At 49.0% G+C, this 25,729-nt stretch carries 22 protein-coding genes; 11 read left to right on the forward strand and 11 right to left on the reverse strand.

What is annotated here, in order from left to right; all coding sequences use genetic code 11:
- The first annotated feature begins 4 nt into the window (after nucleotides 1–4).
- From ACTJJS_RS13995 to ACTJJS_RS14005, 3 genes are all read left to right on the forward strand, one after another.
- Nucleotides 5–607: a hypothetical protein gene (locus tag ACTJJS_RS13995; protein ID WP_168871062.1), complete on the forward strand. Its 603-nt coding sequence runs from the start codon at nucleotides 5–7 to the stop codon at nucleotides 605–607.
- 75 nt (nucleotides 608–682) lie between these two features.
- Nucleotides 683–1,249: a DUF3109 family protein gene (locus ACTJJS_RS14000; protein ID WP_168871061.1), complete on the forward strand. Its 567-nt coding sequence runs from the start codon at nucleotides 683–685 to the stop codon at nucleotides 1,247–1,249.
- Between the two features lie 122 nt (nucleotides 1,250–1,371).
- Nucleotides 1,372–2,748 (forward strand): LutB/LldF family L-lactate oxidation iron-sulfur protein, encoded by a 1,377-nt coding sequence (locus ACTJJS_RS14005; RefSeq protein ID WP_168871060.1) that lies wholly within the window; start codon nucleotides 1,372–1,374, stop codon nucleotides 2,746–2,748.
- A gap of 5 nt (nucleotides 2,749–2,753) precedes the next feature.
- Here ACTJJS_RS14005 and ACTJJS_RS14010 read toward each other — a convergent pair whose 3' ends face one another.
- The 3 genes from ACTJJS_RS14010 to purH all read right to left on the reverse strand — a co-directional run bounded on the left by ACTJJS_RS14010 (nucleotide 2,754) and on the right by purH (nucleotide 6,169).
- Nucleotides 2,754–3,968 carry an energy transducer TonB gene (locus ACTJJS_RS14010; RefSeq protein ID WP_440664157.1) on the reverse strand — a complete coding sequence of 405 codons (1,215 nt, stop codon included), beginning with the start codon at nucleotides 3,966–3,968 and terminating at the stop codon, nucleotides 2,754–2,756.
- On the reverse strand, nucleotides 3,961–4,521 hold the full coding sequence (locus ACTJJS_RS14015; protein WP_247654875.1) for an RNA polymerase sigma factor: 561 nt from the start codon (nucleotides 4,519–4,521) through the stop codon (nucleotides 3,961–3,963). Before ACTJJS_RS14015 ends, ACTJJS_RS14010 begins: the two co-directional genes overlap by 8 nt.
- A 133-nt stretch (nucleotides 4,522–4,654) precedes the next feature.
- Nucleotides 4,655–6,169, reverse strand: coding sequence for a bifunctional phosphoribosylaminoimidazolecarboxamide formyltransferase/IMP cyclohydrolase (gene purH / locus ACTJJS_RS14020; RefSeq protein WP_440664158.1), 1,515 nt, complete (start codon nucleotides 6,167–6,169; stop codon nucleotides 4,655–4,657).
- Between the two features lie 109 nt (nucleotides 6,170–6,278).
- Here purH and ACTJJS_RS14025 point away from each other — a divergent pair, with 109 nt between their 5' ends.
- A complete protein-coding gene (locus tag ACTJJS_RS14025; RefSeq protein ID WP_440664159.1) occupies nucleotides 6,279–6,593 on the forward strand; it encodes a hypothetical protein in 315 nt (104 codons plus the stop codon).
- Nucleotides 6,594–6,597: 4 nt separating this feature from the next.
- Here ACTJJS_RS14025 and ACTJJS_RS14030 read toward each other — a convergent pair whose 3' ends face one another.
- Both ACTJJS_RS14030 and carB read right to left on the reverse strand, forming a co-directional pair.
- Nucleotides 6,598–8,694, reverse strand: a complete 2,097-nt coding sequence (locus ACTJJS_RS14030) for a ComEC/Rec2 family competence protein (RefSeq protein ID WP_440664160.1) — start codon at nucleotides 8,692–8,694, stop codon at nucleotides 6,598–6,600.
- 441 nt (nucleotides 8,695–9,135) lie between these two features.
- Nucleotides 9,136–11,952 (reverse strand): carbamoyl-phosphate synthase large subunit, encoded by a 2,817-nt coding sequence (carB, locus tag ACTJJS_RS14035; protein ID WP_168871055.1) that lies wholly within the window; start codon nucleotides 11,950–11,952, stop codon nucleotides 9,136–9,138.
- Nucleotides 11,953–12,339: 387 nt separating this feature from the next.
- Between carB and ACTJJS_RS14040 the strand changes: the two genes are divergently transcribed.
- From ACTJJS_RS14040 to ACTJJS_RS14050, 3 genes are read left to right on the forward strand one after another with little or no spacing between them, the layout of a single operon-like run.
- Nucleotides 12,340–12,579, forward strand: a complete 240-nt coding sequence (locus ACTJJS_RS14040) for a hypothetical protein (protein ID WP_440664161.1) — start codon at nucleotides 12,340–12,342, stop codon at nucleotides 12,577–12,579.
- Between the two features lie 50 nt (nucleotides 12,580–12,629).
- Nucleotides 12,630–13,556, forward strand: a complete 927-nt coding sequence (locus ACTJJS_RS14045; protein ID WP_440664162.1) for a DUF692 domain-containing protein — start codon at nucleotides 12,630–12,632, stop codon at nucleotides 13,554–13,556.
- A 6-nt stretch (nucleotides 13,557–13,562) separates the two neighbouring features.
- On the forward strand, nucleotides 13,563–14,177 hold the full coding sequence (locus ACTJJS_RS14050) for a hypothetical protein (RefSeq protein ID WP_440664163.1): 615 nt from the start codon (nucleotides 13,563–13,565) through the stop codon (nucleotides 14,175–14,177).
- Between the two features lie 35 nt (nucleotides 14,178–14,212).
- Here ACTJJS_RS14050 and ACTJJS_RS14055 read toward each other — a convergent pair whose 3' ends face one another.
- Together ACTJJS_RS14055 and ACTJJS_RS14060 are read right to left on the reverse strand one after the other, a co-directional pair.
- A complete protein-coding gene (locus ACTJJS_RS14055) occupies nucleotides 14,213–15,367 on the reverse strand; it encodes an MFS transporter (RefSeq protein WP_440664164.1) in 1,155 nt (384 codons plus the stop codon).
- A gap of 35 nt (nucleotides 15,368–15,402) precedes the next feature.
- Entirely contained in the window at nucleotides 15,403–16,149 is a 747-nt protein-coding gene (locus ACTJJS_RS14060; RefSeq protein WP_168871050.1) for a DeoR/GlpR family DNA-binding transcription regulator, read from the reverse strand.
- A gap of 81 nt (nucleotides 16,150–16,230) precedes the next feature.
- On the opposite strand from ACTJJS_RS14060, the gene ACTJJS_RS14065 reads away from it, so the two are divergent.
- The gene (locus ACTJJS_RS14065; RefSeq protein WP_440664165.1) at nucleotides 16,231–16,770 is read left to right on the forward strand and encodes a 5' nucleotidase, NT5C type; all 540 of its coding nucleotides are present in this window, start codon (nucleotides 16,231–16,233) and stop codon (nucleotides 16,768–16,770) included.
- A gap of 42 nt (nucleotides 16,771–16,812) precedes the next feature.
- Here the strand turns inward: ACTJJS_RS14065 and ACTJJS_RS14070 are convergent, their stop codons facing one another.
- Complete coding sequence (locus ACTJJS_RS14070) at nucleotides 16,813–17,424, reverse strand: helix-turn-helix domain-containing protein (protein WP_168871048.1); 612 nt, start codon at nucleotides 17,422–17,424, stop codon at nucleotides 16,813–16,815.
- A 453-nt stretch (nucleotides 17,425–17,877) separates the two neighbouring features.
- Between ACTJJS_RS14070 and ACTJJS_RS14075 the strand changes: the two genes are divergently transcribed.
- The 3 genes from ACTJJS_RS14075 (at nucleotide 17,878) to ACTJJS_RS14085 (ending at nucleotide 21,408) form a co-directional block, all read left to right on the forward strand.
- Nucleotides 17,878–18,150, forward strand: a complete 273-nt coding sequence (locus ACTJJS_RS14075; RefSeq protein WP_168871047.1) for a hypothetical protein — start codon at nucleotides 17,878–17,880, stop codon at nucleotides 18,148–18,150.
- A 282-nt stretch (nucleotides 18,151–18,432) separates the two neighbouring features.
- Nucleotides 18,433–20,346 carry an acetate--CoA ligase gene (acs, locus tag ACTJJS_RS14080; RefSeq protein ID WP_440664166.1) on the forward strand — a complete coding sequence of 638 codons (1,914 nt, stop codon included), beginning with the start codon at nucleotides 18,433–18,435 and terminating at the stop codon, nucleotides 20,344–20,346.
- 117 nt (nucleotides 20,347–20,463) lie between these two features.
- Complete coding sequence (locus ACTJJS_RS14085) at nucleotides 20,464–21,408, forward strand: alpha/beta hydrolase (RefSeq protein ID WP_440664168.1); 945 nt, start codon at nucleotides 20,464–20,466, stop codon at nucleotides 21,406–21,408.
- 181 nt (nucleotides 21,409–21,589) lie between these two features.
- On the opposite strand, the gene ACTJJS_RS14090 is transcribed toward ACTJJS_RS14085, so the two are convergent.
- From ACTJJS_RS14090 to ACTJJS_RS14100, 3 genes are all read right to left on the reverse strand, one after another.
- Nucleotides 21,590–22,159, reverse strand: coding sequence for a L,D-transpeptidase family protein (locus tag ACTJJS_RS14090; RefSeq protein ID WP_440664169.1), 570 nt, complete (start codon nucleotides 22,157–22,159; stop codon nucleotides 21,590–21,592).
- A 116-nt stretch (nucleotides 22,160–22,275) separates the two neighbouring features.
- On the reverse strand, nucleotides 22,276–25,218 hold the full coding sequence (locus ACTJJS_RS14095) for a M16 family metallopeptidase (protein WP_440664171.1): 2,943 nt from the start codon (nucleotides 25,216–25,218) through the stop codon (nucleotides 22,276–22,278).
- Nucleotides 25,219–25,386: 168 nt separating this feature from the next.
- Nucleotides 25,387–25,716, reverse strand: a complete 330-nt coding sequence (locus ACTJJS_RS14100) for a hypothetical protein (protein WP_440664173.1) — start codon at nucleotides 25,714–25,716, stop codon at nucleotides 25,387–25,389.
- Nucleotides 25,717–25,729 lie beyond the last annotated feature (13 nt).

The raw sequence follows: 25,729 nt of genomic DNA on the forward strand, positions 1-25,729 counted from the left end.
AAAAATGCCATACTTCAAAGGAAAGGGCGCCGCCCTCCTGTCCCTGCTGATCACTATCCTGGCCGTTGCCTGCAACACGCCGCCCACGCCAAAGCCCAGGGGCTTCTTCCTGATGAAATTCCCGGAAAAAAAATACCGGACCTTTGATGTGCCTGGCTACCCGTATACCTTTGAATATCCGGTATATGCCAACGTGGTAAAAGATACCTCCTTCTTTGGGGAAAAACCTGAAAATCCTTACTGGATCAATATCGATTTCCCCACCCTGAACGGTAAAATATATCTTAGCTATAAAATCATCGGCAAAGGCAACAGCTTCCAGCAACTGGTGGACGATGCCTATAAAATGACCTACAAACACACCTACAAGGCGGAATACATCGACGAAAACAAAATCCATACGCCCAACCATGTTGCCGGCACCTTCTACGAAGTAGGCGGCAATGCGGCCTCTGCCAAACAATTCTTTGCCACCGACTCTGTACAACACTTTCTGCGGGGCGCTCTCTACTTCTATGCCCCTCCTCAGGCCGACTCTCTGGCGCCTGTGAACGCATTCCTGGAAAAAGATATGTGGCACCTGGTGGAAACCCTCCGCTGGAGATAAGCCGGCAATCACGTAACTTTGTGGTCTTTAAATGCTTGTTCGTCCCCCACAGGACAAACAAAAGACCATAACCCGATGATTATCATTGACGATAAATATATTAGTGACGAAGTAGTTGAAGAGCAGTTCGTATGCAATCTGTCAGCCTGTAAAGGCGCCTGCTGTGTAGCGGGCGACTGCGGCGCTCCCCTTGACAAAGACGAAACTAAAACCCTGAAGAAAATCTACCCGAAGATCAAATCCTACCTGCGGCAGGAAGGTATCGACGAAATTGAACGTACTGGTACCAACACCACCGATAAGGAATATGGATATGTGACGCCTATCGTGAACAAAGGCATCTGCGCCTATGCCTCCATCGATGAACATGGCATCGTAGGCTGCGGCATCGAAAAAGCATACAACGACGGCGTAGTGGATTTTAAAAAGCCCATCTCCTGCCACCTCTATCCCATCCGGATAAAAAAATATGAGTCGTTTGAAGCGGTTAATTATGACCGCTGGGACATCTGCAAACCTGCCTGTAAAAACGGCCGGTCCCTGAAAGTTCCGGTATACCGATTCCTGAAGGATGCTATTATCAGAAAATACGGCACGGAATTTTATGAAGTGCTGGATAAAATCGCCACCAAGAAATACTAAATCACCCGTTGATTTGGATTGTTGAGATTTTGTTATTTAATGATTCAGAAGGAGTTATTTGAGCAGCGGCTATCACGCAATGCTTAAATACGCTATATTTATCAAGGAATTATCGTTTGCTTATGCATCAAACAGCCTCCACTTTCCTCGAAGCAAGTGAAAAGAAAGCATTAGATCTCGGTCACCGCCAGACGATCAACTTCAACATAGGAAAATATAATGCCGCTGTAAAAGTCGGTAAACAGCAGTTTGCAGACCTGCCGGTAGCGCGTGAAAGGGCCAAGAACATCAAGTGGAGAGCTATAGAGCATCTGGACAACCATCTCGAAGAATTTGAGATGAACTTCACAAAACGTGGCGGCAAAGTTATCTGGGCTGAAACAGCCGAACAGGTACAACAGGAAATCCTCGCCATCTGCCAGGCCAAACAATGCAAAAGCATTGTCAAAAGCAAATCCATGGCAACAGAGGAAGTTCACCTGAACGACTTTCTCGCGCAACATAATATTGAATGCGTGGAAACCGACCTGGGAGAATATATCCAACAGCTGGACGGCGAACCGCCTTATCATATTGTAACGCCGGCCATGCATAAAAGCAAGGAAGATGTGGCCCGTCTCTTTGCGGAAAAACTGGGCACGCCGCCGGACCTCACTCCTGAGCAACTGACACTTGTTGCCCGCGAAAAACTCAGACAAAAATACCTGGAAGCGGAAATAGGCATCACCGGCGCCAACTTCATCCTCGCTGATACCGGCTCCGTGGCCGTTACGGAAAATGAAGGCAATGCCCGCCTGAGCACCGCCTTTCCCAAAACACATATTGTACTGGTAGGCATCGAGAAAGTGCTGCCTTCTGTGGCAGACCTGGCGCTGTTCTGGCCACTGCTGGCCACCTATGGCACCGGCCAGAAAGTAACGGCATATAACAGCATCTTCAGCGGTCCGCGCCAGGAAGGCGAAACAGACGGCCCTGAAGAAATGTATGTTATCTTGATGGACAACGGCCGTACCAATATCCTCCAGGACACCGCCGCCCGTGAAAGCCTTTACTGCATCCGTTGCGGCTCCTGCCTCAACGCCTGCCCCGTTTATAAAAACATCGGCGGCCATAGCTACGCCACCACCTACAGCGGTCCAATCGGCTCTGTTATTACGCCCCATCTCAAAGGGATGGACAACTACATGCACCTCAGTTTTGCATCTTCCCTCTGCGGTAATTGCACCGAAGTATGCCCTGTCCGTATCAATCTGCATGAACTGTTGCTTCACAACCGCCAGAAGGCAGTAGAGGAAAACCATACTTCAGGCGGAGAAAAATTTGCCTGGTTTGTATGGAAACAGGGATGCAACAGCCGTAAAATGATGAATATGGCCAGTGGTAAAATGAAAAATTTCTTCTTCCGTAAATTCTTCGCAAAAAGCTGGGGAGAAAACCGTGAGTTGCCGGTGTTTGCTGCCAAATCCTTTAACCAGCAATGGAAAGAAAGGAAAGGCTGATATAATTATTGGTCTGTTTTTTCTTTAAATACCACATCCAATGTTACGTTGGCAGGCTTTCCGTCTGCTGCGGGTTTCCACAAGGGCCCTTCTTTCACCACCCTGATCGCTTCCGCTTCACAGGCTGCGTTCACATGCACGCTCCGCACTACTTTAATGTCCTGCAATGTACTGTCCGGCATAACGGTAAACGATATACGTACTAGGCCATTAAACCCGCCGGGATTAGCGGTATGTTGGGCGAGGTATTGCTGAAAGGCTGTTCTGCCGTTAACCGGCGATGGCAGCGTATCTCCCGGCACAATCGCCGCTTTTCTTTTTCTGGGGGAGGCACCAGTCACGTCCACGCCGGCAGTCCTACCCTGCAAAATGCCGGCTACCTCATAGCCGTCTGCATTAGGATGAACGGAATCATTCTGTCCGGAGACGCCTGCCTTTTTGTTTTGGGCAGCGAAGCCAGTTACTTTCACCTCTTTCAGGTCGGCGCTTTTAGCGTTGTCATAAGCCATAGCAGAGGAGTCCGGATGTGCGATAACTATCTCGCTCAATTGTCTATCCGTTGCAGGAGAAGCGGCAACAGCGGAGGGTGGTGGCACTGGCGCAGAGAACGTGGCCGGTGGCGGCGTTTGTTTTAAAGCTCTGCGTTCCAATGGTCTTTCCGCCAGTCTTTCATCAGCCGCACTGATATCAGCGGCAGGTTCCTCGGCTTTTGCCAGGGCCGGCGCACTTTGTCTTGCAGCAGGAGCAGGTTGCTGATTGCTATTACTATTGGCATCAGCCGGTTTCACCATGGCTATTTCAGGCGTGGCCGGAGCAGCGGGCGCCGGGGCAAATGTATCCGGTACGGCCACATCGGGCCTGGTATCCACCTGTGCGATAGGTGCTGTTGCGCTGCGCTGCTGCTCGCGGAACAGGTACCAGCCGCCGGTAAAGAGCAGAAGCAAAATAGCTGCTGCTGCCGCTAAACGGGGGTACAACGGGCGCACTACAGCTTTAGGGGGAGCCACTCTCTCTGTCAGCCGCGCCATCAGGTCTTCCTGGTGGGCCTGCTGATCAGGGGCATGCAACGCATAACCTTCCAGCGCATCCGCCAGGAACGGGTCATCCAGCGCCTGGCGTTCCAGGTCGTGCATGGCCTTATCATCCAGCTCCCCGGCCAGATACTGGCGGATAAGCTCGGCGCTTACGGCAGGTTTGTTATGTGCGTGCTTATCAGGCATGTTGTTGTTGCTCCATACAAATTTTAAGATTCCGCTTTCCGTTCTGGATATAGCTTTTCACCTTATTCATCTCATATCCGGTGAGCGCAGCTACCTCCCGGTAGCTTTTTTCCTCCAGGTAAAACAGGTTCACGCTGCGTTTTTGTTCTTCCGGCAAGGTCTCCAGGCATTTTTCCATGGACTGGAGATTGTCTTCCAGCGTGACTTCGTGGTCATGATGCGCCAATTCTCCGTTTTCCATAAGGGGGGAATCATCTTCAATGGTTACCTGCAGCGATTCCTTGTTTTTCATGGACCGGAGCTTCATCAGGCAGTGGTTCCTCGACAAAACATGCAGCCAGCTTTTAAAGTTCTGTACTTCATGCCGCTTCAGCTTGTCGATCAGCTCCTCGAAGATCTGCATGACGGCGTCCTTACTGCCTTCTTCATCAAAATATTGCAGGCATACACCATATACCAGGTTCATATAACGCTGGTAGAGGGCAGCCAGCAGCTCCAGATTGCCGGAAGTCTGGTACTCCCGGACAAGGTCCGCATCTGCTGTATCCTGCATGATATTTTGCTTGATAAAGGCCATGAATAACAATACTAGCTATTTTCAGGCAATGGCGCCAATTTTTCTTAAAAAAAAGCGGAGGTCATTTCTGGAAATGATCTCCGCTTTTATCTTTTGTATGTAAACGGGATTAGTGGCGGAAATGACGCATACCGGTCATTACCATGGCCATACCGTGTTGTTTGCAGAATTCTACGGAATCGTTGTCGCGAACGGAGCCACCGGGCTGGATAACAGCTTCAATTCCCTGTTCATGCGCAATGCGTACGCAATCATCGAATGGGAAGAAGGCGTCGGAAGCCATCACAGCACCTTTCAGCCCGAAGCTGAACTGGCCGGCTTTTTCAATAGCATGACGCAGCGCATCGATACGGGAAGTCTGGCCACAGCCTTTACCAATCAGTTGTTTGTCTTTCACCAGCGCGATAGCGTTGGACTTCAGGTGCTTGCACACGATATTGGCAAACTCCAGATCGGCTCTTTGTGCAGCGGTAGCAGCCTGGGCGCCTACATCATTCCACTCTTTATAGTTCCCGTTGTCACTGTCCTGCAGGAGTACGCCGTTCAGTACATTTTTGAACATGTACTTGCTTTTCACCGGCTGTTTTTGTTCCAGCAGGATTCGGTTTTTCTTGGCCTGCAATACTGTGAGGGCTTCTGCATCAAAACCGGGAGCGATCAGGATTTCAAAGAAGATTTCGTTGATGGCTTCCGCTGTAGTTTTGTCAATGGGCTGGTTGCATACCAGTACGCCCCCAAAAGCACTTTCCTTATCACCGGCCAATGCTGCGTCCCAGGCTTCTTTCAGGGTAGGGCGGGAAGCGATGCCACATACGTTGGTATGTTTGATAACGGCAAAGGTGGTTTCAGTAAACTCCTGGATCAGCTGGCAGGCCGCATCTACGTCTACCAGGTTGTTGAAGGAAAGCTCCTTGCCATGCAGTTTGTTGAAAATATCGTTCAGGTTACCGTAGAAAATACCACGCTGATGCGGGTTTTCACCATAACGGTTCACCTGGCCCTGCGGAACGGACACCTGGAAGTAATTACCAGGTTCGTTGTTCAGGAAATATTGGGAGATGGCCACGTCATAGTGGGCACATACTTCAAATGCCTTAGCAGCAAAGTTTCTGCGGTCCTGCAGGGAAGTGGCTCCGTTGTTTTCTGTCAGCACTTTTTCCAGGTCAGCGTACTGATCTTTGGAAGCCACAATCACCACATCTTTGAAATTCTTACCGGCAGCACGGATCAGTGATACGCCGCCAATGTCGATCTTTTCGATGATGGCCTGTTCTTCAGTCGTGTTTTTCACAGTTTCTTCAAACGGGTACAGATCAACGATCACCAGGTCAATTTCCGGGATCTCGTATTGTTTCAGCTGTTCCAGGTCCTGGGGATTTTCGCGGCGGGCCAGGATACCACCAAATACTTTAGGGTGCAGTGTTTTCACACGGCCGCCCAGGATAGACGGATAAGCGGTCAGATCTTCTACTGCCACACATTTTACACCTTGTTCCTCAATGAATTTTTGGGTACCACCGGTAGAATAGATGGTCACACCTTGTTCACCTAATTTTTTAACAATGTTCTCCAGGTTATCTTTATAGAAAACGGAGATCAACGCTGATTTAATTTGCTTTTGCATGAAGGAAACATTAGAAATTTTAATAACATAGGCCCCTGGTCCGGAACCGAAAAGCTGCGCAAAGTTAACACGTAAGGATCACTTTTCCACTTCCGGTTAATGGGGAATAATGAGGAAAGGCCCTGAATCCGGCATTAGCCGACCAAAAAAATTAATTTCCCATCTAAATTATTTAACCAACTTTAAAAAATCACCTGAGAAATGTCTGTCCCTCCTATGTTTTTACAGGGAGAAATCCGAAGCGTTTATCCGCACACATCAGCATGTTCCTGAAGTTCCTTCCGCCGCTGAAGTGGCCGCCGATGGTATTGACCTGGGAGAAATGAACCAGCAGTTACTGAAAAAGCCGGAAGAAATGACGCTTCACATGATCGGGATGAAAAAACAGATCAAAGCACTGGAAGCCCGTTTGCCCCAACAATAACTTATCAGAAAGGCATAATGAATGCTCCTTCTTCCGGGATATTGTAAAACGGTATCCCGGAAGAAGTGCAGGCTTCAGCCCAGCGTCGGATACGAAAGGGCGGGCAGGCGCCGCCGAAAATAACAGTGTCGGCGTTATACCATGCCAGTACCTGGTCCATCTTCATATTGAGATTCCCGTTCAGCAACAGATAGTTGACCCGCAACCGTTGTACAGGTACCGATGTTGGCAATATGTTGTCCAGCACCACCAGTTGTTTCCGGCCCACGCAGAGATAGCGGCCACGCTGTTCTATGTCTGCCACCATTCCCGGTTGTACGTCCATGGCAGCCCGGGCAGCCTGTAGTTGTTTTGCTGCCGGCATTTTCCAGATGCTGTCATGGCCCATGAACTGCACTTTTCCCTGACTGATGCAGTCTATTGCCGTATAGCCGGGAACGTTATAGATGATGAGCTGCCTCCGCTGCAGGTTGATGATATGCCGGGCAGCCTGGTCCCCCACCATTATCCAGCAGGCAGACAATGCCAGCCAAAAGCCACGCCGGTAGCGGCCCGACAGCCATACCGCCATCCCTGTGATCAGCAGATAACAACAGCCTGTTTGCAACAGGCTCCATTGCAGGCCCTCTACCAGGGCAAAAGGTAGTTGTCCCAACCATGCCACAACCGTATTCATCGTGTATATCAACCAGCGCAGGGCCATTCCCACCCATCCGGCCAAAGTATCAAAAGGAGCCAGGAACAACAGCAGTATTTCCCCGTATATCACGACTGTAGAAAGCGGCACCGCTATCAGATTGGCCGGCAGGAAATAAACCGGGAACTGGTGAAAATAGTAGACCGATACCGGTAATGTGAGTATCTGCGCAGCGAGCGAGAGTGCGGCCAGCTGCCAGACAGCCTTGGCCCACCACGATTGCAATCCCCATAGTTTGTATATCGTATCATAAAATAACAGGATACTAAGCACTGCCAGATAGGACAGCTGGAAACCGGCATCCATCAACAGCCACGGATGATAACACAGCAGCACAAACGCCGAGGCGGCCAGCATGTTGTATGTACTGGCTTTCCTGCCAAGCAACAGGCTGCCGGCCGTAATACCGGAGAACATCACCGCCGCCCGGAGCACGGAAGCAGAGGCGCCTGTCAACAGGGCAAAGCCCCATAAAACAGTTAACAATAGCAGCGCCCGTACGATGTTCGCGCCCCTGTGGGACGGGAGCCAGCGCAGCAGCCATAGCAGGGAGCCATACAGCAACGCCAGATGCATCCCGGAGATCGCAATAATATGCACAATGCCGGTATTGCTATAGGCATTTACCACCTCCGGGTCCAGGTCCTGCCGGTAGCCTATCAGCAAGGCTTCCGCCATACCTGCTTCAGTGCCTTTCCCGATGCGGTTTTTCAGTTGCCCCAGGCAAAAATCCCTCGCCTGTAGCAGGCAGGCTGTAAGGTCTCGCGGCTGCGGACGGGGCAGCTGCCGGTAGTCGCGTTCTTTCAGGAACACCTGATGGTACAGCTGCTGCGCAGCACAATACTGCCGGTAATCGAATGCGCCGGGATTGCCGCTGTTTGTGATTTTAACCGGCCTTTTTGACAACAATACCACTGAACCATACGTTAATCCCGCTGACAGGCTATCCTTGCTGAAATAGGCCAATAAACGTCCTCCGGACGTCCTCCAGCGGCCCTGAGCATATACAGCAGTAACTGTCAGCAGTGTTTTCCGGGAGCGGGGTTTTTCCTGTAAAGGTTCTTCTACCTTTGCCAACCAGTACTGCGTGCTGGCAGGCCATGCGGAAACGTCCCTGTCCGTCTGCCTGATACCGGCAGAAACCAGCAACATCGCCCCGCTGCCATATAGCAGTATAAAAACAGGAATACCACTCGCCCACGAGTAATGGTAACGGTATGCAACCGGTAGCAAACGTATGAACAACAAAGCTGCAAATGCAGACAGGACAAGGATATACAGCGACACCGCCGGGAGGGGCGCATTATACTGTATGCTGATGCCGGCCATAAATGGGACCGTCAATCGCAGAAAGGGCGCACGTTTCCAACATGCGGCGACAAACATGGATGATTCAAATTGCATAAAAAGGGGTCAACTTTAACGTCTTTAAATGTAAGAATTAAACCGTCTGAAAAACGCAAAAACAGCACATGCGAAAAAGATATGATAACTAGGTAATTTTTGGTTCAGGACATGTTAACGGAATTAACAAATTATTTTTTAATAATATTTATAATATTGAATATTAATATATTAAATATAAGCACTTCGCAAATCTGTTATTGATTAGTTAACATCTTCTTTAAATATAATATTATTTGTAAAATGCATTACCGGTCACGCTATTTGTGTCGTATCAAGATTCAATAGTCGTGTCTTTAATGGTTATTTTGAGGGAAAAGAAGGAGCCTGATCTTTATCAGGCTCTGTTTTTTTTATCGCTGTCACATATTAAAACATAAAAAGAAAAAGCCCGTCAGCATTATACTGACGGGCTTTTTCTTTTTTATGTTGTCACCTGTTTTATTTAGACAGGTACATGCTCTTCTCTTTATACAACTGACGGAAGTAAGGGTCCCTCAGGTCTTTGATAAAGCGGATAGCCTCACCGGTGGACTTCATTTCAGGGCCTAACTCTTTGTTTACGCCCGGGAATTTATTGAAGGAGAACACTGGTTCTTTGATGGCAAAGCCAGTCAGTTTCTTTTCAATTTTGAAGTCTTTCAGTTTCTTATCACCGATCATCACTTTGGTAGCGATGTTCAGGTAAGGCACCTGGTAGGCTTTGGCGATGAACGGCGTAGTACGGGAAGCACGTGGGTTGGCTTCAATTACATATACCTGTCCGCCTTTAATCGCAAACTGGATGTTGATCAAACCACGGATATTCAGCGCGCGGGCAATCTTCTCTGCGTAGTACTCCATGGTAGTCACTTCAATCGGTGTGAGGTTGAAGGCTGGCAACAGCGCATGGCTGTCACCACTGTGGATACCGGCAGGCTCAATATGTTCCATCACGCCCATTACGTGGAAGTCTGTACCGTCGAAGATACCGTCAATTTCTGCCTCCTGGCAACGGTCCAGGAAGTGGTCGATCAGGATCTTGTTGCCCGGCAGGTGACGCAGCAGGCTTAATACTGACTGTTCCAGTTCTTCTTCGTTGATCACGATACGCATACGCTGGCCGCCCAATACGTAGGACGGACGCACCAGTACCGGATAACCTACTTCTTTCGCTACTTCGATAGCGTCGTCAGTATTGTAGGCGGTACCATATTTCGGATAAGGAATACCCAGGTCTTTCAGCATGTCGGAGAAACGGCCACGGTCTTCTGCGATATCCATGTTATCGAAGGAAGTACCAATGATCTTAACCCCTTTTTCTTCCAGGCGTTTCGCCAGTTTCAGCGCTGTCTGGCCACCCAGCTGAACGATCACCCCTTCAGGTTTTTCCAGCTCGATGATTTCCCACAGGTGCTCCCAGAATACCGGCTCGAAGTACAGTTTGTCTGCCATGTCGAAGTCGGTAGATACAGTTTCAGGGTTACAGTTTACCATGATTGCTTCATAGCCGCAATCCTGGATAGCCTGCAGACCATGGGTACAGCAGTAGTCGAACTCGATACCCTGGCCAATCCTGTTCGGACCAGAACCCAGTACGATGATTTTTTTGCGGTCGGTTACCTTGCTTTCGTTCTCTGTATCGAAAGTGGAATAGAAGTACGGTGTTTTCGCTTCAAACTCAGCACTGCAGGTATCTACCATTTTATAGGTACGTACAATGTTGTTCGCTTTTCTCTTTTCGTATACTTCGTGTTCTTCACAGTTGCCGAAGATCACCGCCAGCTGGGCATCTGAGAAGCCCATTTTTTTGGCGTCTCTCAGCATATCAGCCGGAACGCTTTCCAGGTCATGTTCTCCGAGTTGTTTTTCCAGATTCACGATATCCTGTATCTGGTGCAGGAACCAGCGGTCAATGTAAGTCTGCTGGTGAATATGTTTTACAGAAGCGCCGGCCATCAGGGCATCTTTAATACGGAAGATGCGGTCCCAGGTTGGACGTTTCAGTTTTTCGATGAGTTGTTCAGACTTCATCAGCGACTTGCCATAGTAGCCGAGGCCGAGCGCATCGTTCTCGAGGCTCTGGCAGGCTTTCTGCAAGGCTTCAGGGAAAGTGCGGCCGATAGCCATTACTTCACCTACTGATTTCATCTGCAGGCCCAGTGTGTCGTCTGCGCCTTTGAATTTATCGAAGTTCCAGCGTGGCATTTTTACGATCACGTAGTCCAGTGCTGGCTCAAAGAAAGCGGAAGTGGTTTTGGTGATCTGGTTTTCCAGCTCGTCGAGAGTATAACCGATAGCCAGTTTGGCAGCGATTTTCGCGATAGGATAACCGGTTGCTTTGGATGCCAGTGCGGAAGAGCGGCTTACGCGCGGGTTGATTTCAATCGCGATCAGTTCTTCTGTTTCAGGATTGAGGGAGAACTGTACGTTACAACCACCGGCGAAGTTGCCCAGGTCACGCATCATCAGCATGGCTTTGTTACGCATATCCTGGAAAGCGGTATCGCTCAGGGTCATGGCTGGAGCCACTGTAATGGAGTCTCCTGTATGGATACCCATCGGGTCCAGGTTTTCCACGGTACAGATGATAACGACGTTGTCATTTTTATCACGCAGCAGTTCCAGTTCGTATTCCTTCCAGCCCAATACTGCTTTCTCAACCAGCACTTCGTGGATGGGAGAAGCTTTCAGGCCACGGTCCAGCGCTTCGTCCAGCTCGTCTTTGCTGTGTACGAAACCGCCACCGGTACCGCCGAGGGTAAAAGAAGGACGGATTACCAGCGGGAAACCGATTTCCTGTGCAAACTCCTTACCTTCCAGGAAAGAGTTAGCTGTTTTCGCAGGCGCTACAGGGATACCGATTTGGATCATCCACTGGCGGAACTGTTCACGGTCTTCCGCTTTGTCGATCGCTTTAATGTCTACCCCGATCAGGCGAACATTATACTTTTCCCAAACTCCCAGCTCATCTACCTCTTTACAAAGGTTCAGTGCTGTTTGACCACCCATGGTAGGTAATACGGCATCAATCTGGTTTTCTTCCAGAATCTGCTCAATGCTTTCCACAGTTAATGGGAGCAAATAAACCTTATCGGCCATCATAGGGTCCGTCATGATGGTAGCCGGGTTGGAATTAATCAAAATCACTTTAATTCCTTCTTCCCGCAACGAACGTGCTGCCTGGGAACCAGAATAGTCAAATTCGCAAGCCTGACCAATGATAATGGGACCAGATCCGATAATGAGGACAGATTTGATAGATGAGTCTTTTGGCATTTTTGTAATCTATTGAAAATGAAAAACCACATTGATTTTAATGCCGTACGAGGGACCAAAAAAATCGTGCAAAGTTACGTCATTTGAAATTTAATAATGGAATAAAATTTCATTTTTTAGGAAAGAATTTTCCGGAGCAGATAATAGAATGCTTTTTTCACATACAATAATTGTTTTATAAAACGCCACGGCAGAGGCGGATTCCAGGAGAAATACGGCCTGTATTTTTCCGTATAATTACGTTGTGCTATCATAGTAGAATATCCTACCTTTAGGTCCTGTTAGTACACCAACCCCAAATGACCGGCAATCGATCGAGCAGCTTTTTTTTCATTAGTATATCTGTCATTTCATATCTATCATTTATCACCCCAAAAACCACATGTCATGCGTACAGCAGAAGTTCACTATGGAAGTGATGGCCAGGTAAACCTTACCGTGCCCAAAGGCACCAAGATGGCCGATATCGCCAAACTACAGGAAATGGTGATTTCAAAAATTAACCCCCGTGGCTGTCAGGCTTGCCTGTCAGGCGTCCACTTCAACATCCGGGAAGAACTGGAACATGTTATGAAAGTAGACCTCGACAAAATGGCGACCATCAAAGGAACCGCCGTTGGCCACTAACGTATCACCGCCCCGCTCTCCGGAGCGGGGCCTTTTAAAACACCGCTCCCATGTACCCCTTCACACTTACCGGCCACACCAGCCGGTTATACGAAAAAACCATCCCCAGGCTGGGCGTAGGTTTGTTGTATAATCCTTCCCTGGAGCTATACCTCGACAGCCAGCCTTCCTGCTGCGACTATGTGGAAATCATCCCCGATATGTTCTGGTCAGACCTCGGCAACGGCCACCCTCACCGCTTTGAAGAAATAGACAGCTGGATGGCCGTACTCCAAAAACTAGCCGACAGTTATCCGCTCACCGCCCACAATATCTCCTATTCACTGGGCAGCGCCGGCGTCTTCGATATGGCCTACCTGCACAAAATGGAAAAATGGCACCAGCGCTACTCCTTTGTGTGGCACAGCGACCATCTCTCTTTCGTGAAAGTACACGATGAAAACGGGCAGGAACACAATGCCGGCATGGCCGTACCCGTGCCATACGACTACGAAGTGCTGGATATGATCGATGGCCGTATCAACGCCATCAGCCGCAGCATCAGAGCCCCTTTCCTGGTAGAGAACAACGTCTGCTTCATTGACCTCCCCGATCAGGAACTTTCCGAAACAGCTTTCCTCAATGAATTATCGAAAGACACCTCCTGCGGACTGTTGCTCGATATCCATAACGTATATACGAACGCCGTAAACCACGGCTTTGATGCCCGCAGCTTCATCACCGGACTGGACCTCGACAAAGTGGTGGAAATTCATATCGCCGGCGGCAATGAAATGGCGGGCATGTACACCGATTCTCACGCAGGGCCCTGCCCCGAAGCGGTATGGGAACTGCTCGGGTATACGTTACCGTTAGTACCCAATCTTTGCGGCATCACCTTTGAATTTCATGAATCCTATTTTCACCTGCTACAGTTCGAGGGCGTTACACGCGAATTAAACAGGGCAAAAGCAGTGTGGAATCAATATCATATATAAACGATCATGTCACTCCTCTCCTTTCAGCGGGCACTGGCCGCACTGATCGCATCCCCGGAATTATGCGTGGAGGCCAGGCAGCAACCGGATAAAGTATTCTCTCCTTATGATCTTACCGATCGCGAAAGAAAACGGTTAGAGACCGTTGTGTTCCAACGTGGCATGTCAGTGAATTGCACGCTGTACCGCGTTAACCGTATCACGCCTATCTATACACTGCTGCCTTATACCTGCCTGTTACTGGGCGACAGGCTGATGCCGCTGGCCACGGCTTTCTGGGAGGCATGCCGGCAATCTGACCTCCAGTTCAAACGGGAGATTGAGCTCTTTACAGACTACCTGGAAAAACAAATAAACGATGGCCGCCTGCAGTTATTATACCTGCCGGAAATACTGCGGATGGAGACTGCTATCAATGCCTTGAAGTTTCTGCCGAAGCAACAGGACGCCGCTTCACAAGTGAGATATATTCCTTTTGACCATGAACCAGGCCCGCTGCTGGAAGCCTTGTCAGCCCTGCGATTGCCCGCAGAAATGCCGGCCGCCGGCGACTGGCTGCTGATCATCGATTACAGCGGCGAAGAAATGGCTTTCAGCACCGCCACACTGCATTCGGTGTAGCCCGGAACCAAGGTACGTCCCGGGCTACACGCCATTTATACTTTGATACGGGTGGACATAACGGCGATAGTGGCGCCCATCACAGCGATCAGCGAGAAGGATACCGCCAGGCTGGTGGCCTGCGCCACAAAACCAATCAACGGCGGACCAAACAGGAAGCCGAGATAACCAATCGTGGAAACCGCTGCCAGCGCCATCCCCGGCGACAATACTTTTGACTTGCCGGCGGCGCTGTATACCAGCGGTACGACCGCTGAAACACCTGCGCCCACCAGCATGAAGCCCAGCAAGGCACTTACCAGGTAAGGAAAAACCACTGCTATCAGCAACCCGCCGGCAGTAAGCGCCCCGCTGATGATCAGCACTTTTCGTGTACCCAACCGCGTTATCACCCAGTCAGCCACAAAACGGCCCGATGCCATCGTGCCCATAAAGGCTGCATAGCCGGCGCCGCCCAGTCCTTCCTCAACTTTCACGACCCGGCGGAAATACACACCGCTCCAGTCAAACATAGTCCCCTCGCATATCATGGAGCACATGGCAATAATGCCCAGTGTCAACAGGAAAAGATCTGGCTTGACAAACAGTGGCTGATTGGCCTGTACATTGGTGTCCTGTTGCACAATATGCCGCATGGTCAGCAACACCAGTGTCCATGAAATACCGGTGATCAGCAGAAAATGATATACCGGCGGAACATGCAGTCCGCTCATAGTGGCGCCAATAGCAGCACCGGTAAAACCGGCCACGCTCCATAGCCCGTGAAAGGAAGCCATAATAGAACGGCCATACATCGCTTCCACTGCCACTGCCTGCGTGTTGACCGCGATATTGGCCAGGTTGCCGCAGAAACCGAAAAACACGAGGAAGGAGATCAGCTCCCAGGGAGCCTTCGCCAGTCCTAGTACCGGTAAAATAGCGGCATAGGCCACCGCGGCGATCAGCAGCACCTGTTTGCTGCCGAAGCGCGATACCAGGATACCTGCCACCGGCAGTGAAATCAGCGATCCGACAGGCAATGCCAGCAAAACGCTGCCCAGCCCTGCATCATTTAAACGCATGGACTGCTGTATGTCCGGGATACGGGATGCCCAACTGGCAAAACACAAACCGGTCAGAAAAAACAATGCGCTTACCGCAATGCGGGCGCCTCTCTTATGTATAACCGGTACTGACAAATTCTGTAACATCGTTGTGTAATTCAGAGTGTGGTTTCCGTTTAACGTTATATCACCTGGATGCCCAGGTCCTGATAAGGTTTAAATAAAGGCAGTTCGGGCTTGTCGGTTACGATCACGTCGATGCCGGTGATCTCACAGACCTTGAACGGTTCCGCCGTATCCATTTTATCGCTGGTGGCCAACGCCACAATTTTGTTGGCCGCTTCCACCATTACACTTTTCACATCTGCTTCCTCAAGGTCCAGGCCAGTTACGCCAGCTTCCGGGTGCAGGCTGCAGATACCCACAAATGCCAGGTCTGCCCGTATCTTCTGTAAAGTGCGGATGGTGTCCATGCCCGTGGCGGTCTGTGAGTTTTTACCGATGCGGCCACCGGTAAATATCACTTCGATGGTGGGATGCTCTATTAAATGGGTAACGATGGGAACACTGTTAGTGATGATGGTCAGCCGCAAATTGGGGGGTAATATTTTCACTAATGCCAGTGTGGAAGTACCACCGTCCATCAGTACCGTTTGCCCGTCATGCAGCAATCTCAGGGCTTTAACGGCCATATGTTGTTTATCGGCCGCATGCCGCTCGATCCTCTCTTTGAAAGAATAGGGATTGGGGGAGTGCGGGATAGCGCCACCTCTCACCTTGATCAACTGTCCGCTTTGTGCCAGCGATTCCAGGTCACGCCTAACCGTATCTTCCGATACCTGCAGGTCAGAACTCAGTTCTGTCTGCAATACCTTCTGGTCCGTCTGCAGCTTCTTTAATATATAATCAAGTCTTTCCTCTTTCAGCATGCTTGCTATTTTATGCAATATTATGAAACATTTTGCAATATTCTGCTAGAATTTGCATATATTTGCAATAAATCGCAAAATATGGCAAGAATAGCAATAGACATGGACAATGTAATGGCGGACATCTACAGCCATTATTTATCATATTACGAAGCGGCGAACGGAATTAAGCTGGACCCGCAGTCGTTACACGGGATACCGGAAGGCGAAATACTGCCCGATGGTAGCGTACGGAAGTTTTTACTTACGCCGGGATTTTTCCGGACTGCGCCGGTGATGCCAGGTAGCCAGGAGGTGATCAGGGCCCTAATGGAGAAATACGAGGTATTTATTGTATCAGCGGCGATGGAGTTTCCACAGTCGCTTAGAGAAAAGCTGGAATGGCTGCATGAACATTTTCCATTCATCAGCTGGCACAATATTGTGCTCTGCGGTTCCAAAACCATTGTCAATGCCGATATCATGATTGATGATTACGACAAGAATCTGCGTCATTTTAAAGGAAGACAGTTGTTGTTTACTGCTCCGCACAATGTTCATCTGACAGATTACGAGCGGGTACACAACTGGGAAGAAGTAGCAGCAGCTTTGGAAGTAGAAGTACCGGCTGCCCGGGTATAACCACAATGGGGGATAACAATACCGGCTGGTCACAGAAGCTCATCACCCCTTCTTCGTTTTTCCTTTACGGAGGGTGGCCAGCTCCTTCTTCATTTTGAGCACATCATCTTTCAGGGCAGTATAGTTCTTCAGCAGCTGGGTGTGCTCTTCCAGGATTTTATAATATTTCTCCCGCAGCATCATCATTTCTTCGCTGTCTGTTTGCCTTGTTTCCTGGGTTGTGCCGGGATTCAGAAAGGCTTCCGTTGTGATGTCCAGTCCACGGGCCACACGGTCCAGTTCATCCGGAGAAAATGTTTCTTTCTCGAAGACGTTGTACATGGTCCGCCGGCTCATGTTCAGGCGTTCCGCAAGTTTGCTTTTGTTAAGTCCTTTCTCCGCAATCAGGTGCTGGAGGCGGTTGCCATGATGTATGCTTTTCCCGTTGGCCAGTTGCATAGTGCCGTTCCACCGGATGAATTCATCAGGCGTGATACCGATAATGTCACAGAACCGTTCCAGGTTGACCCGCTTCATATCACTGTTCCGCAGGTGGTAATGGGCTATTTGGTTGGTGAAGCCGGCCATTTTTGCAAAATCGATGATTTTGATTTTTTTCTGCTTCAGTATCTGCTTTAATCGCTGGCCCATATGTATCAAACTCGACTGCATCATTTATCCTTTTTTATAAATAATGGTATAATATAACAATTAATCTTTCATTTCGTAAATAAAATTATCAAATCGAGTTAAAAAATAATAAAATGATCACAGGAAGTGGCATAATGATCAGAAAGGCTAACTTTTATGCATATACGTAGGCAAAAAAAATTATTTTTCGATCATTTTGATCGAAATCATGATAAAATGATAGGAAAAGCTGAAGAACAAATGATCGATTATCAGGATGATAATTATCCGTTGAAATTGATCGGAAATTTGTCCACAGGACAACCCAAAATCAATACCACAAAGGATTGCCGGTGAATCATAACAACAAATAGTGTATTTTTATGCTGATAAATTTCACAGTTATAACTGTATTTGCTGATAGCTATAATTAATCTCATTTTGCGACCGGCAGTACAGCATAATTGGTGTCACTGTTCATCATAAAAGTCTGTTGCTATGAGTAAGGAAACACCCAACCTTTTATTTTCCATTCATGAAAAGTTTTCGGGCATGGCTGCCCTCTTCCGGGAAAGAGTATGTCAGGATTGTAACTGGAGCACGCCTACCTTTTACCGGAAAATGCGCGCCAAAGAAGGACGCGGCCCGGCCGACAAAACCAAACAAAGCTCTTTTCTGAGCAGCGCGGAGAAAAAGCGCATCGTGGAAATCATGGACGAAGTGTACAACACTTTCTGGAAGTCTGCGATCAAGTTCCGCAATCCGAGATAAACAGGCCCTTGCAGCCCCATTGGCCCGTCCGGCAAATAACCTACCAACCTTCCTTCTTTTTTTCAACACCTTTAGTGGCACACAATTACCTGTCCGCAACCGGCAGCGGCTATTGCTTTGCCCTAAAGGTGCTTGATCATGGCCCGTCTTCCGGACCGTTTTGAAAAATAATCTGGTTTTAACATGTTTTTTTAGATTTTTTCTAGCATACCGTCGGGTTTTTCTTAAATTTAAAGCCCGTTAGGAAAAAGTTGTACTTAACCAATAAACAATCATGGTGCTATGTCGTACCCATACCAGATCAAGACTTTAGAAGATTATCAACAGGCTTATCAGCAGAGCGTTATGGACCCCGAAGGCTTTTGGGCCAACGTAGCAGACCACTTCATGTGGCGTCGTAAGTGGGACAAGGTATTGGACTGGAATTTTAAGGACCCCGAAATCAAATGGTTCTCCGGTGCTAAAATGAATATCACCGAAAACTGTCTGGACCGCCACCTTGCCACCCTCGGCAATTCCCCGGCCATCATCTGGGAACCGAATGACCCCGAAGAACGCCATCGCATCATCACCTATCGTGACTTATACAACAAAGTATGTCAGTTCGCCAACGTCCTGAAAAACAACGGCGTTAAAAAAGGCGACCGCGTATGTATTTATATGGGCATGATCCCGGAACTGGCTATCGCGGTATTGGCCTGCGCCCGCATTGGCGCCATCCATTCCGTCGTGTTTGGCGGTTTCAGCGCCCAGTCCATCGCTGATAGGATCCAGGACGCAGAAGCCAGCCTCGTTATCACCTGCGACGGCGCTTACCGCGGCAACAAGGACATTCCCCTGAAATCGGTGATCGATGACGCCCTCATGGCCTGCCCTACTGTGAAAAAAGTAATCGTATGTACCCGTACCCGCACTCCGGTGAGCATGCTCAAAGGAAGAGACGTATGGTGGGAAGATGAGATCAAACAGGTGGAAACCATGGGCAACCCCTCCTGCCCTGCGGAAGAAATGGACGCGGAAGACATGCTCTTCATCCTCTATACTTCCGGTTCTACCGGCAAACCCAAAGGCGTGGTACATACCTGCGGCGGATATATGGTGTATGCCAACTACAGCTTCGTTAATACCTTCCAATACAAACCAGGAGAAGTATTCTTCTGTACTGCCGACATCGGCTGGATCACCGGTCATAGCTATATCGTATACGGCCCGCTCAGCGCAGGCGCTACCACGCTCATGTTTGAAGGGGTGCCTACCTATCCCGACGCCGGCAGGCTTTGGGAAATCGTGGACAAATTCCGCGTCGATACCCTTTATACCGCTCCCACCGCTATCCGCAGCCTGATGGGTTATGGCCTCGGCCCTGTCAACCACAAAGACCTCAGCTCCCTCAAAAAGCTGGGCAGCGTGGGTGAACCTATCAACGAAGAAGCATGGCACTGGTTTAAGGATAATATCGGTAAAGGCCGTTGCCCGATCGTAGATACCTGGTGGCAAACAGAAACCGGTGGTATCATGATCACGCCCATAGCAGGCATCACCAAAGAAAAACCCGGCTTTGCCACCTTACCGCTGCCTGGGGTACAACCCATCCTGGTAGATGAAAACGGCCAGGAAGTGAAAGGCAACGGCGTGAGCGGCAACCTCTGTATTAAATTCCCGTGGCCCGGCATGCTCCGTACTACCTACGGTGATCACGACCGCTTCCGCAAAACATATTTCTCTACCTACGAGAACCTCTACTTCACCGGCGACGGCTGTACCCGCGATGAAGAAGGCTTCTATCGTATCACCGGCCGCGTAGACGACGTGCTCAACGTGAGCGGTCACCGCATCGGCACCGCTGAAGTGGAAAACGCCATCAACATGCACGCCGGCGTTATTGAAAGCGCAGTGGTAGGCTACCCGCACGATATCAAAGGCCAGGGCATCTACGCCTACGTGATCATGGAAAGAATGACACATGAACCGGAGCTGTCTAAAAAAGATATCGCACAAACGGTGTCCCGCATCATCGGTCCTATCGCCAAACCGGATAAGATCCAGTTTGTAAGCGGCCTGCCTAAAACACGTTCCGGTAAAATCATGCGCCGTATTCTGCGGAAAATAGCGGAAAACGACCTCGATAACCTCGGAGATACCTCTACCCTCCTCGACCCGGCCGTGGTAGATGAAATCAAAAAAGGTAAACTGTAGTCATCTACGAATTTTCTGATTTTGATATTTAAAAATGCAGCGGAGATCACATGATATTGTGTGATATTCGCTGCATTTAAATTTATAAATCAAAAAATCGTAAATCCGTAAATTCCCATGCGGCGTTTCTTCAAAAAAGCCCTCTATGCCCTCCTGTTTCTTGTGCTGTTGTTCAATTGCATCACGGCTTTTCATGCCTATAAATTCACCCACTTCTCCGAAAACAACCGCCATCGCAACAAGCGGCCGGAAGAGATGAGCATCGGTGAAAAATTAAACATGATATTCTTCGGCGTCAGGCTCTCCAAGTCCATTACCAGCGCACGCCCCAATATTGCTTATGACACCGTACAGCTGCTGACGGCCAACGGGCTGCACCTGGAAGGATGGTGGATGCCCGTAACACAGGCCAAAGGCACCGTTATTCTCTTTCATGGATATGGCGGCAACAAAGGTTCACACCTGCCGGAAGCATATTGGTTCCGGCAACTGGGCTACAACACTTTTTTGATAGATTTCCGTGGTCATGGTAACAGTGACGGCACTGCCTGCACTATCGGATACAAAGAAGCGGAAGATGTGAAACTGGCATGGGACTATGTGCTGTCCCGTTCCAACAAGCCTGTCACCCTCTGGGGAATGAGCATGGGTGCGGCAGCCATCATGAAAGCAGTGCCGGAATTTCACCTCACTCCGCAGAAAATTATCCTCGAATCGCCATTCGCCACCCTTCTCGATGCCGTTAAAAGCCGTATGCGGGCCGTGCATCTGCCGGCAACACCGCTATCCCAGATGCTCACCTTCTGGGGCGGCCTGGAACTGGGCTTCTGGGGCTTCGGCCATAACCCGCAGGATTATGCCCGCCACATTCAGGCGCCGGTGCTTTACTGCTGGGGGCAACAGGACATCAGGGTTACATCCGATGAAACGAGACGGGTGTTCGGCCACCTGGCTGCCCAACAAAAACAACTGCATATTTTTAAGGATGCCGGGCATCAGTCCTTCTGTCAGAAAGATGGCGCTGTATGGAAACAGCTGGTGAAAGATTTCATGGCACAATAAAAAAGCGCGCACCATCCGAGTGGAGCGCGCTCTTCACAGGATCTGACCCGCCGTATATATTGGAGTCATGGTACATTGAACCTGTACCACTAGATGCCGTACACAATGACCGCAGTATAAAGTTACTCCCTTACGCTGCCATTGGAAAACACCTGCTACTCTCCGCAAAAACCTTTCCTTTTTAAGGACGGATCACTACGGGCGTACCTACTTTAACAATTTCATATAATTCATTTACATCGCCATTCTTCATGCTTACACAGCCCAATGTCCAGTTGATACGGCTATCCACGTAATTATCCCGGATACCGGCGCCATATTCCACGCCGTGTATGCCAATACCTCCTCCCATACTCGCTCCCTGGGACAAGCTCCCTTCGTTCTGGCGTTGAAAAAATTTCTGTTTTGAATCTTCATTGGGATAATCCAGCAACATGAAGCGGCTCCATCGGTTGTCGATCCTTTTGGCCTGGATATGGAACGTTCCTTCCGGTGTTTTGCGATCGCCCTCCACCAGCTTATCTCCCTGGTCTTTGTTGCCAAAAACCACTTTGTAAATTTTTCTCAGTGTTACATCTTCATACAGATACATCCGGTAATCACTTTTGTCTACCAGCAGGAAAATTTTGTCCGGATTAATATTGGTGGTGGTTAACCGTACATTGTACAGATCAACGCTGCTCCCAACAAACCCTGACAACGGCAGCAGCAACAGTATTACTGCGTACCCGTAAATTCGGCACTTTTTCATAGGGTGGTTAAATAATCCTGATAACGTCGCAGGGTAGTTATTTATTGCAGTGTTACAAAAAAAAGCGCAGCATACAAATGAGCTGTATGCTGCGCTGGCATTGCCTTTAAATGATATTAATAACCAAAGATATCTTCCAGGGAAAGTGTTTTCACTTCACCGATTTTTTTCAGATCGTCCATGTTGACTTTCTTGCCGGAAGCCACCACACAGTATGTATAAGGTTTGTGTGCGATGTTGGTATCGTGGAATTTCTTCACATCATCGAAATTCATTTTATCAATAGACTCGTACACCTGTTTGCGGATATCTGTGCTGAGGCCCAGTTTCTGCGCAGCCAAATAACTGAAGATAATACCATCATTGGTGATACGTTCTGTTTCGATATCCTGCTTCATGGATTCCTTGGCGGTTTCCAGCAGTTTATCAGAACGCGGAATATCGTTCAACAGGTCGTTCATACCCTTAATAGCGTCGTTCATTTTATCCGCCTGGCTGCCTACATAGGCAATCTGGGAATAACGTTCTCCTTTTTTGTCCGGAGATACGAACATTGCATAGGTAGAGTATGCCAGTGCTTTTGATTCACGAATGGTCTGGAATACGATAGATCCCATGCCTCCGCCGAAATAGTTATTGAACAGGGAAATAATACCTGTATTGGCCGGATCATAAACTGATTCATTGCCAACCCAGTTTACTTCTGTCTGCACCATATCATAGTCGGCAAACAACACCTGGTTAGCTGTCTGTGAAGTTTTGCTGAATTTCACGGCAGCTGGTGCTTCTTTAAAGCTGGCCGGCAGCGCATGTAATTTCTGTACATCGGCTGCAGCAGTAGCCAGCGGCTGAGGGCCATAATAGATAATAGTATGCTTGTAAGAAGGCAGTTCGTGCAGCAGACCTGTCAGTTCCGTAGCGGAAACAGCGTCCAGGTCTGCCTGGCTCAATTGATTGTTGAACGGATTGTTGGCGCCGTACATAGCGTAGTTCACCACCCCTTTCATGATGGCAGACTTGTTCAGTTTGGCATCAGAGCGGGACTTCTGTAACCGTCCCTTCAGGGCAGCCAGCGCCTGGTCGTTAGGTTTACAGCTGGTCAATATGTGTTCAAACAAAGAAACTGCTTTATCAAAATTCTCCTGCAAACCACTGATAGTAATAGTGGTGTTTTCTGGAGAAGTGCTCACGTTAAAGTTGCACGCAATATTGTAAAACTCTTTGCTGATTTGTTCGGTAGTATACTTGTCTGTACCCAGGAACTGCAGGTATTGTGCTGCCAGGGCCAGTTTCTTGTTGTTCCAGGAGCCCATGTCAAAACGGTAGTACAAACGGAACAGGCCATTGTCCTTGTTCTGCACGTACATCATGTTGGTGGTGCCTACCGGGGCAGTCTGAATATCTTTCTCATAATCCAGCCATTGTGGTTTTACCGGTGTGGCAGGGATGGCAGATACTTTCTGCAGGAAAGCGGATTGCGCCTCACGGTTTACTTCTACCGGGGTGATCGCAGGTTTTTCCACTTTCTGGATGTTTTTATCCTCGCCTTTGCGCTTGTATACCGCCACATAGTTGTTGGCGAGGTATTTATTAGCGTAATCAACGATCTGCTTTTTAGTGATCTTACCCATGTCATCTACATAAGACACATCATGTACCCAGTTGGTACCACGGCTTTTAATGAAAGCGTCCATGATGGAAGTAGCGCGATTGTTGTTGCTTTCCAGACCTTGCAGTTCAGCCAGTTTGGAGTTGTTCACGATCGCTTTTACCAGGGACTCGTCGAAAGATCCTTTTTTCAGGATGTCCAGTTGTCCGAGCAAAAGGTTTTTTACATCGTCCAGTGTCTGGCCCTGTTTGGCTTTACCGGACAAAATCAGGATGGAATAGTCTTTCAGTCCCAATACCTGCGCGCCGGCGCTCAGTGCTTTCTGTTGTTTGTTAAGGTTCAGGTCCAGCAGGCCGGCTTTACCGTTCTGCAGGATGCTGGAAAGTACGCCCAGGACCAGGCTGGACTGGGTGTCGAGTGCGCCGGGCAGACGGAAGGCGATATCAATGCTTTCAGCGTCCGGGCCAAACACTTCTTTCACAACAGGAGCTTTGAAGGGAGCTTCCAGAGCTGGTTTATATTCCGCTACCGGTTTCGCTTTCATATAACCGAACTGCTGGTCGATGGTTTTGATCACGTAGTCCGGATCAAAGTCACCTGCCATGACAATGGCCATGTTATTAGGCACATAGTAAGTGTTATAGAAATTGCGGATAGCTTTGAGATTAGGGTTTTTCAGGTGTTCTACCGTGCCGATGGTTGATTGCTGACCATAGTTGTGGGTAGGGAACAGGGCAGCCAGCAAGGTTTCGTATACTTTACGGCCATCGTTGTCCAGTCCGCGGTTTTTTTCCTCGTACACCGCTTCCAGTTCTGTGTGGAAGAGACGGAACACGGGATCGCGGAACCTTTCCGCCTGTACGGTCAGGTATTTGTCGATCGCATTGGAGGGGATATCTTCCTCGTAAATGGTTTCTTCCACCCAGGTATGCGCGTTGGTGCCCTGAGCGCCCATGGCGGTCATCATTTTATCGTATTCGTTGGCGATCGCATATTTGGCCGCGATGCCGGAAACGCTGTCGATTTGATGATACACCACTTTCCGGGCTTCCTGGCCAGTGGTTTTATTGTATTTGTCATACAGGCTTTCGATCTGGTCGATATAGGGTTTTTCCTTTGCCCAGTCGAGAGAGCCATACTGCTGGGTACCTTTAAAGAGCAGGTGCTCCAGGTAGTGGGCCAGGCCGGTATGGTCCTTCGGGTCGTTGTTGCTGCCGGCGCGGGTGCCGATCAGTGTCTGAATACGGGGTTCCTTTTTGTTGACACTTAAAATAACGGTGAGGCCATTTTTCAGGGTATAAAAACGGGCTTTCATGGGGTCGTCTGTTACGTACCGGTAGGGATACCCGCCGGAGGTAGCTTCTTTCCACTGAAATTTTCCCTGAGCCATGGCCGTTGGCAGACTTCCTGCAAACAACAACAGCGATACAGCTAGTTTACGCAGCTTCATAGAAATTTGTTAGGTTGGTTTGAAAATAGTCACCAAATATAACGGAAGGAAAAAAAATACAGCGGGCTCACAAAAGATAATTCTATGAGCGGTAACACAAGACAAGGTTCAACCGATTGAAAACCGGAAGGGGCAACAAGGTGACAAAGTCAATTATTTAATTAAATATCAGGGAGTTAGGTTGTTCATTAAAAAAGCGGCGCGCTTTCCTATCACGAGGCTGTTCCAGAGGGAATCCGCCTGGACAACGGCAGTATGGTGTTTTTTGGCCACTGCCGGCTTTACCATTGGTTTATGAACGGCAGAAACCTGCCGGATAGTGGCGGGAATTACCTTCTGCGGTACCGCAACAGGAATACTGCTGAAGGAAGGCATATCAACCGGAAGCTGGCCTTCGGCAGATATTGCCGAAGCCTTTACACCGAGCAGGCGTTTATCACAGGAATGCACCCACGCAATACAACCAATGCATGCGAGCAGGGCGACAAAAGAGCGCATAGATAGAATTTTG

The sequence above is a fragment of the Chitinophaga sp. 22308 genome (assembly GCF_052045305.1).
GTDB lineage: Bacteria > Bacteroidota > Bacteroidia > Chitinophagales > Chitinophagaceae > Chitinophaga > Chitinophaga varians_A.

Excerpts from the sequence above, each read along its gene's own strand:
- ACTJJS_RS14070 (WP_168871048.1), bottom strand. The coding sequence starts at position 17,424 with ATGATGCAGTCGAGTTTGATACATATGGGCCAGCGATTAAAGCAGATA.
- ACTJJS_RS14030 (WP_440664160.1), bottom strand. The coding sequence starts at position 8,694 with ATGCAATTTGAATCATCCATGTTTGTCGCCGCATGTTGGAAACGTGCG.
- ACTJJS_RS14000 (WP_168871061.1), top strand. The coding sequence starts at position 683 with ATGATTATCATTGACGATAAATATATTAGTGACGAAGTAGTTGAAGAG.
- ACTJJS_RS14015 (WP_247654875.1), bottom strand. The coding sequence starts at position 4,521 with ATGCAGGATACAGCAGATGCGGACCTTGTCCGGGAGTACCAGACTTCC.
- ACTJJS_RS14065 (WP_440664165.1), top strand. The coding sequence starts at position 16,231 with ATGGCAAGAATAGCAATAGACATGGACAATGTAATGGCGGACATCTAC.
- ACTJJS_RS14040 (WP_440664161.1), top strand. The coding sequence starts at position 12,340 with ATGCGTACAGCAGAAGTTCACTATGGAAGTGATGGCCAGGTAAACCTT.
- ACTJJS_RS14075 (WP_168871047.1), top strand. The coding sequence starts at position 17,878 with ATGAGTAAGGAAACACCCAACCTTTTATTTTCCATTCATGAAAAGTTT.
- ACTJJS_RS14055 (WP_440664164.1), bottom strand. The coding sequence starts at position 15,367 with ATGTTACAGAATTTGTCAGTACCGGTTATACATAAGAGAGGCGCCCGC.
- ACTJJS_RS14085 (WP_440664168.1), top strand. The coding sequence starts at position 20,464 with ATGCGGCGTTTCTTCAAAAAAGCCCTCTATGCCCTCCTGTTTCTTGTG.
- carB (WP_168871055.1), bottom strand. The coding sequence starts at position 11,952 with ATGCCAAAAGACTCATCTATCAAATCTGTCCTCATTATCGGATCTGGT.
- ACTJJS_RS14090 (WP_440664169.1), bottom strand. The coding sequence starts at position 22,159 with ATGAAAAAGTGCCGAATTTACGGGTACGCAGTAATACTGTTGCTGCTG.
- ACTJJS_RS14010 (WP_440664157.1), bottom strand. The coding sequence starts at position 3,968 with ATGCCTGATAAGCACGCACATAACAAACCTGCCGTAAGCGCCGAGCTT.
- ACTJJS_RS14060 (WP_168871050.1), bottom strand. The coding sequence starts at position 16,149 with ATGCTGAAAGAGGAAAGACTTGATTATATATTAAAGAAGCTGCAGACG.
- ACTJJS_RS14005 (WP_168871060.1), top strand. The coding sequence starts at position 1,372 with ATGCATCAAACAGCCTCCACTTTCCTCGAAGCAAGTGAAAAGAAAGCA.
- ACTJJS_RS14100 (WP_440664173.1), bottom strand. The coding sequence starts at position 25,716 with ATGCGCTCTTTTGTCGCCCTGCTCGCATGCATTGGTTGTATTGCGTGG.
- ACTJJS_RS14025 (WP_440664159.1), top strand. The coding sequence starts at position 6,279 with ATGAGGAAAGGCCCTGAATCCGGCATTAGCCGACCAAAAAAATTAATT.
- ACTJJS_RS14050 (WP_440664163.1), top strand. The coding sequence starts at position 13,563 with ATGTCACTCCTCTCCTTTCAGCGGGCACTGGCCGCACTGATCGCATCC.
- ACTJJS_RS14095 (WP_440664171.1), bottom strand. The coding sequence starts at position 25,218 with ATGAAGCTGCGTAAACTAGCTGTATCGCTGTTGTTGTTTGCAGGAAGT.
- acs (WP_440664166.1), top strand. The coding sequence starts at position 18,433 with ATGTCGTACCCATACCAGATCAAGACTTTAGAAGATTATCAACAGGCT.
- purH (WP_440664158.1), bottom strand. The coding sequence starts at position 6,169 with ATGCAAAAGCAAATTAAATCAGCGTTGATCTCCGTTTTCTATAAAGAT.
- ACTJJS_RS13995 (WP_168871062.1), top strand. The coding sequence starts at position 5 with ATGCCATACTTCAAAGGAAAGGGCGCCGCCCTCCTGTCCCTGCTGATC.
- ACTJJS_RS14045 (WP_440664162.1), top strand. The coding sequence starts at position 12,630 with ATGTACCCCTTCACACTTACCGGCCACACCAGCCGGTTATACGAAAAA.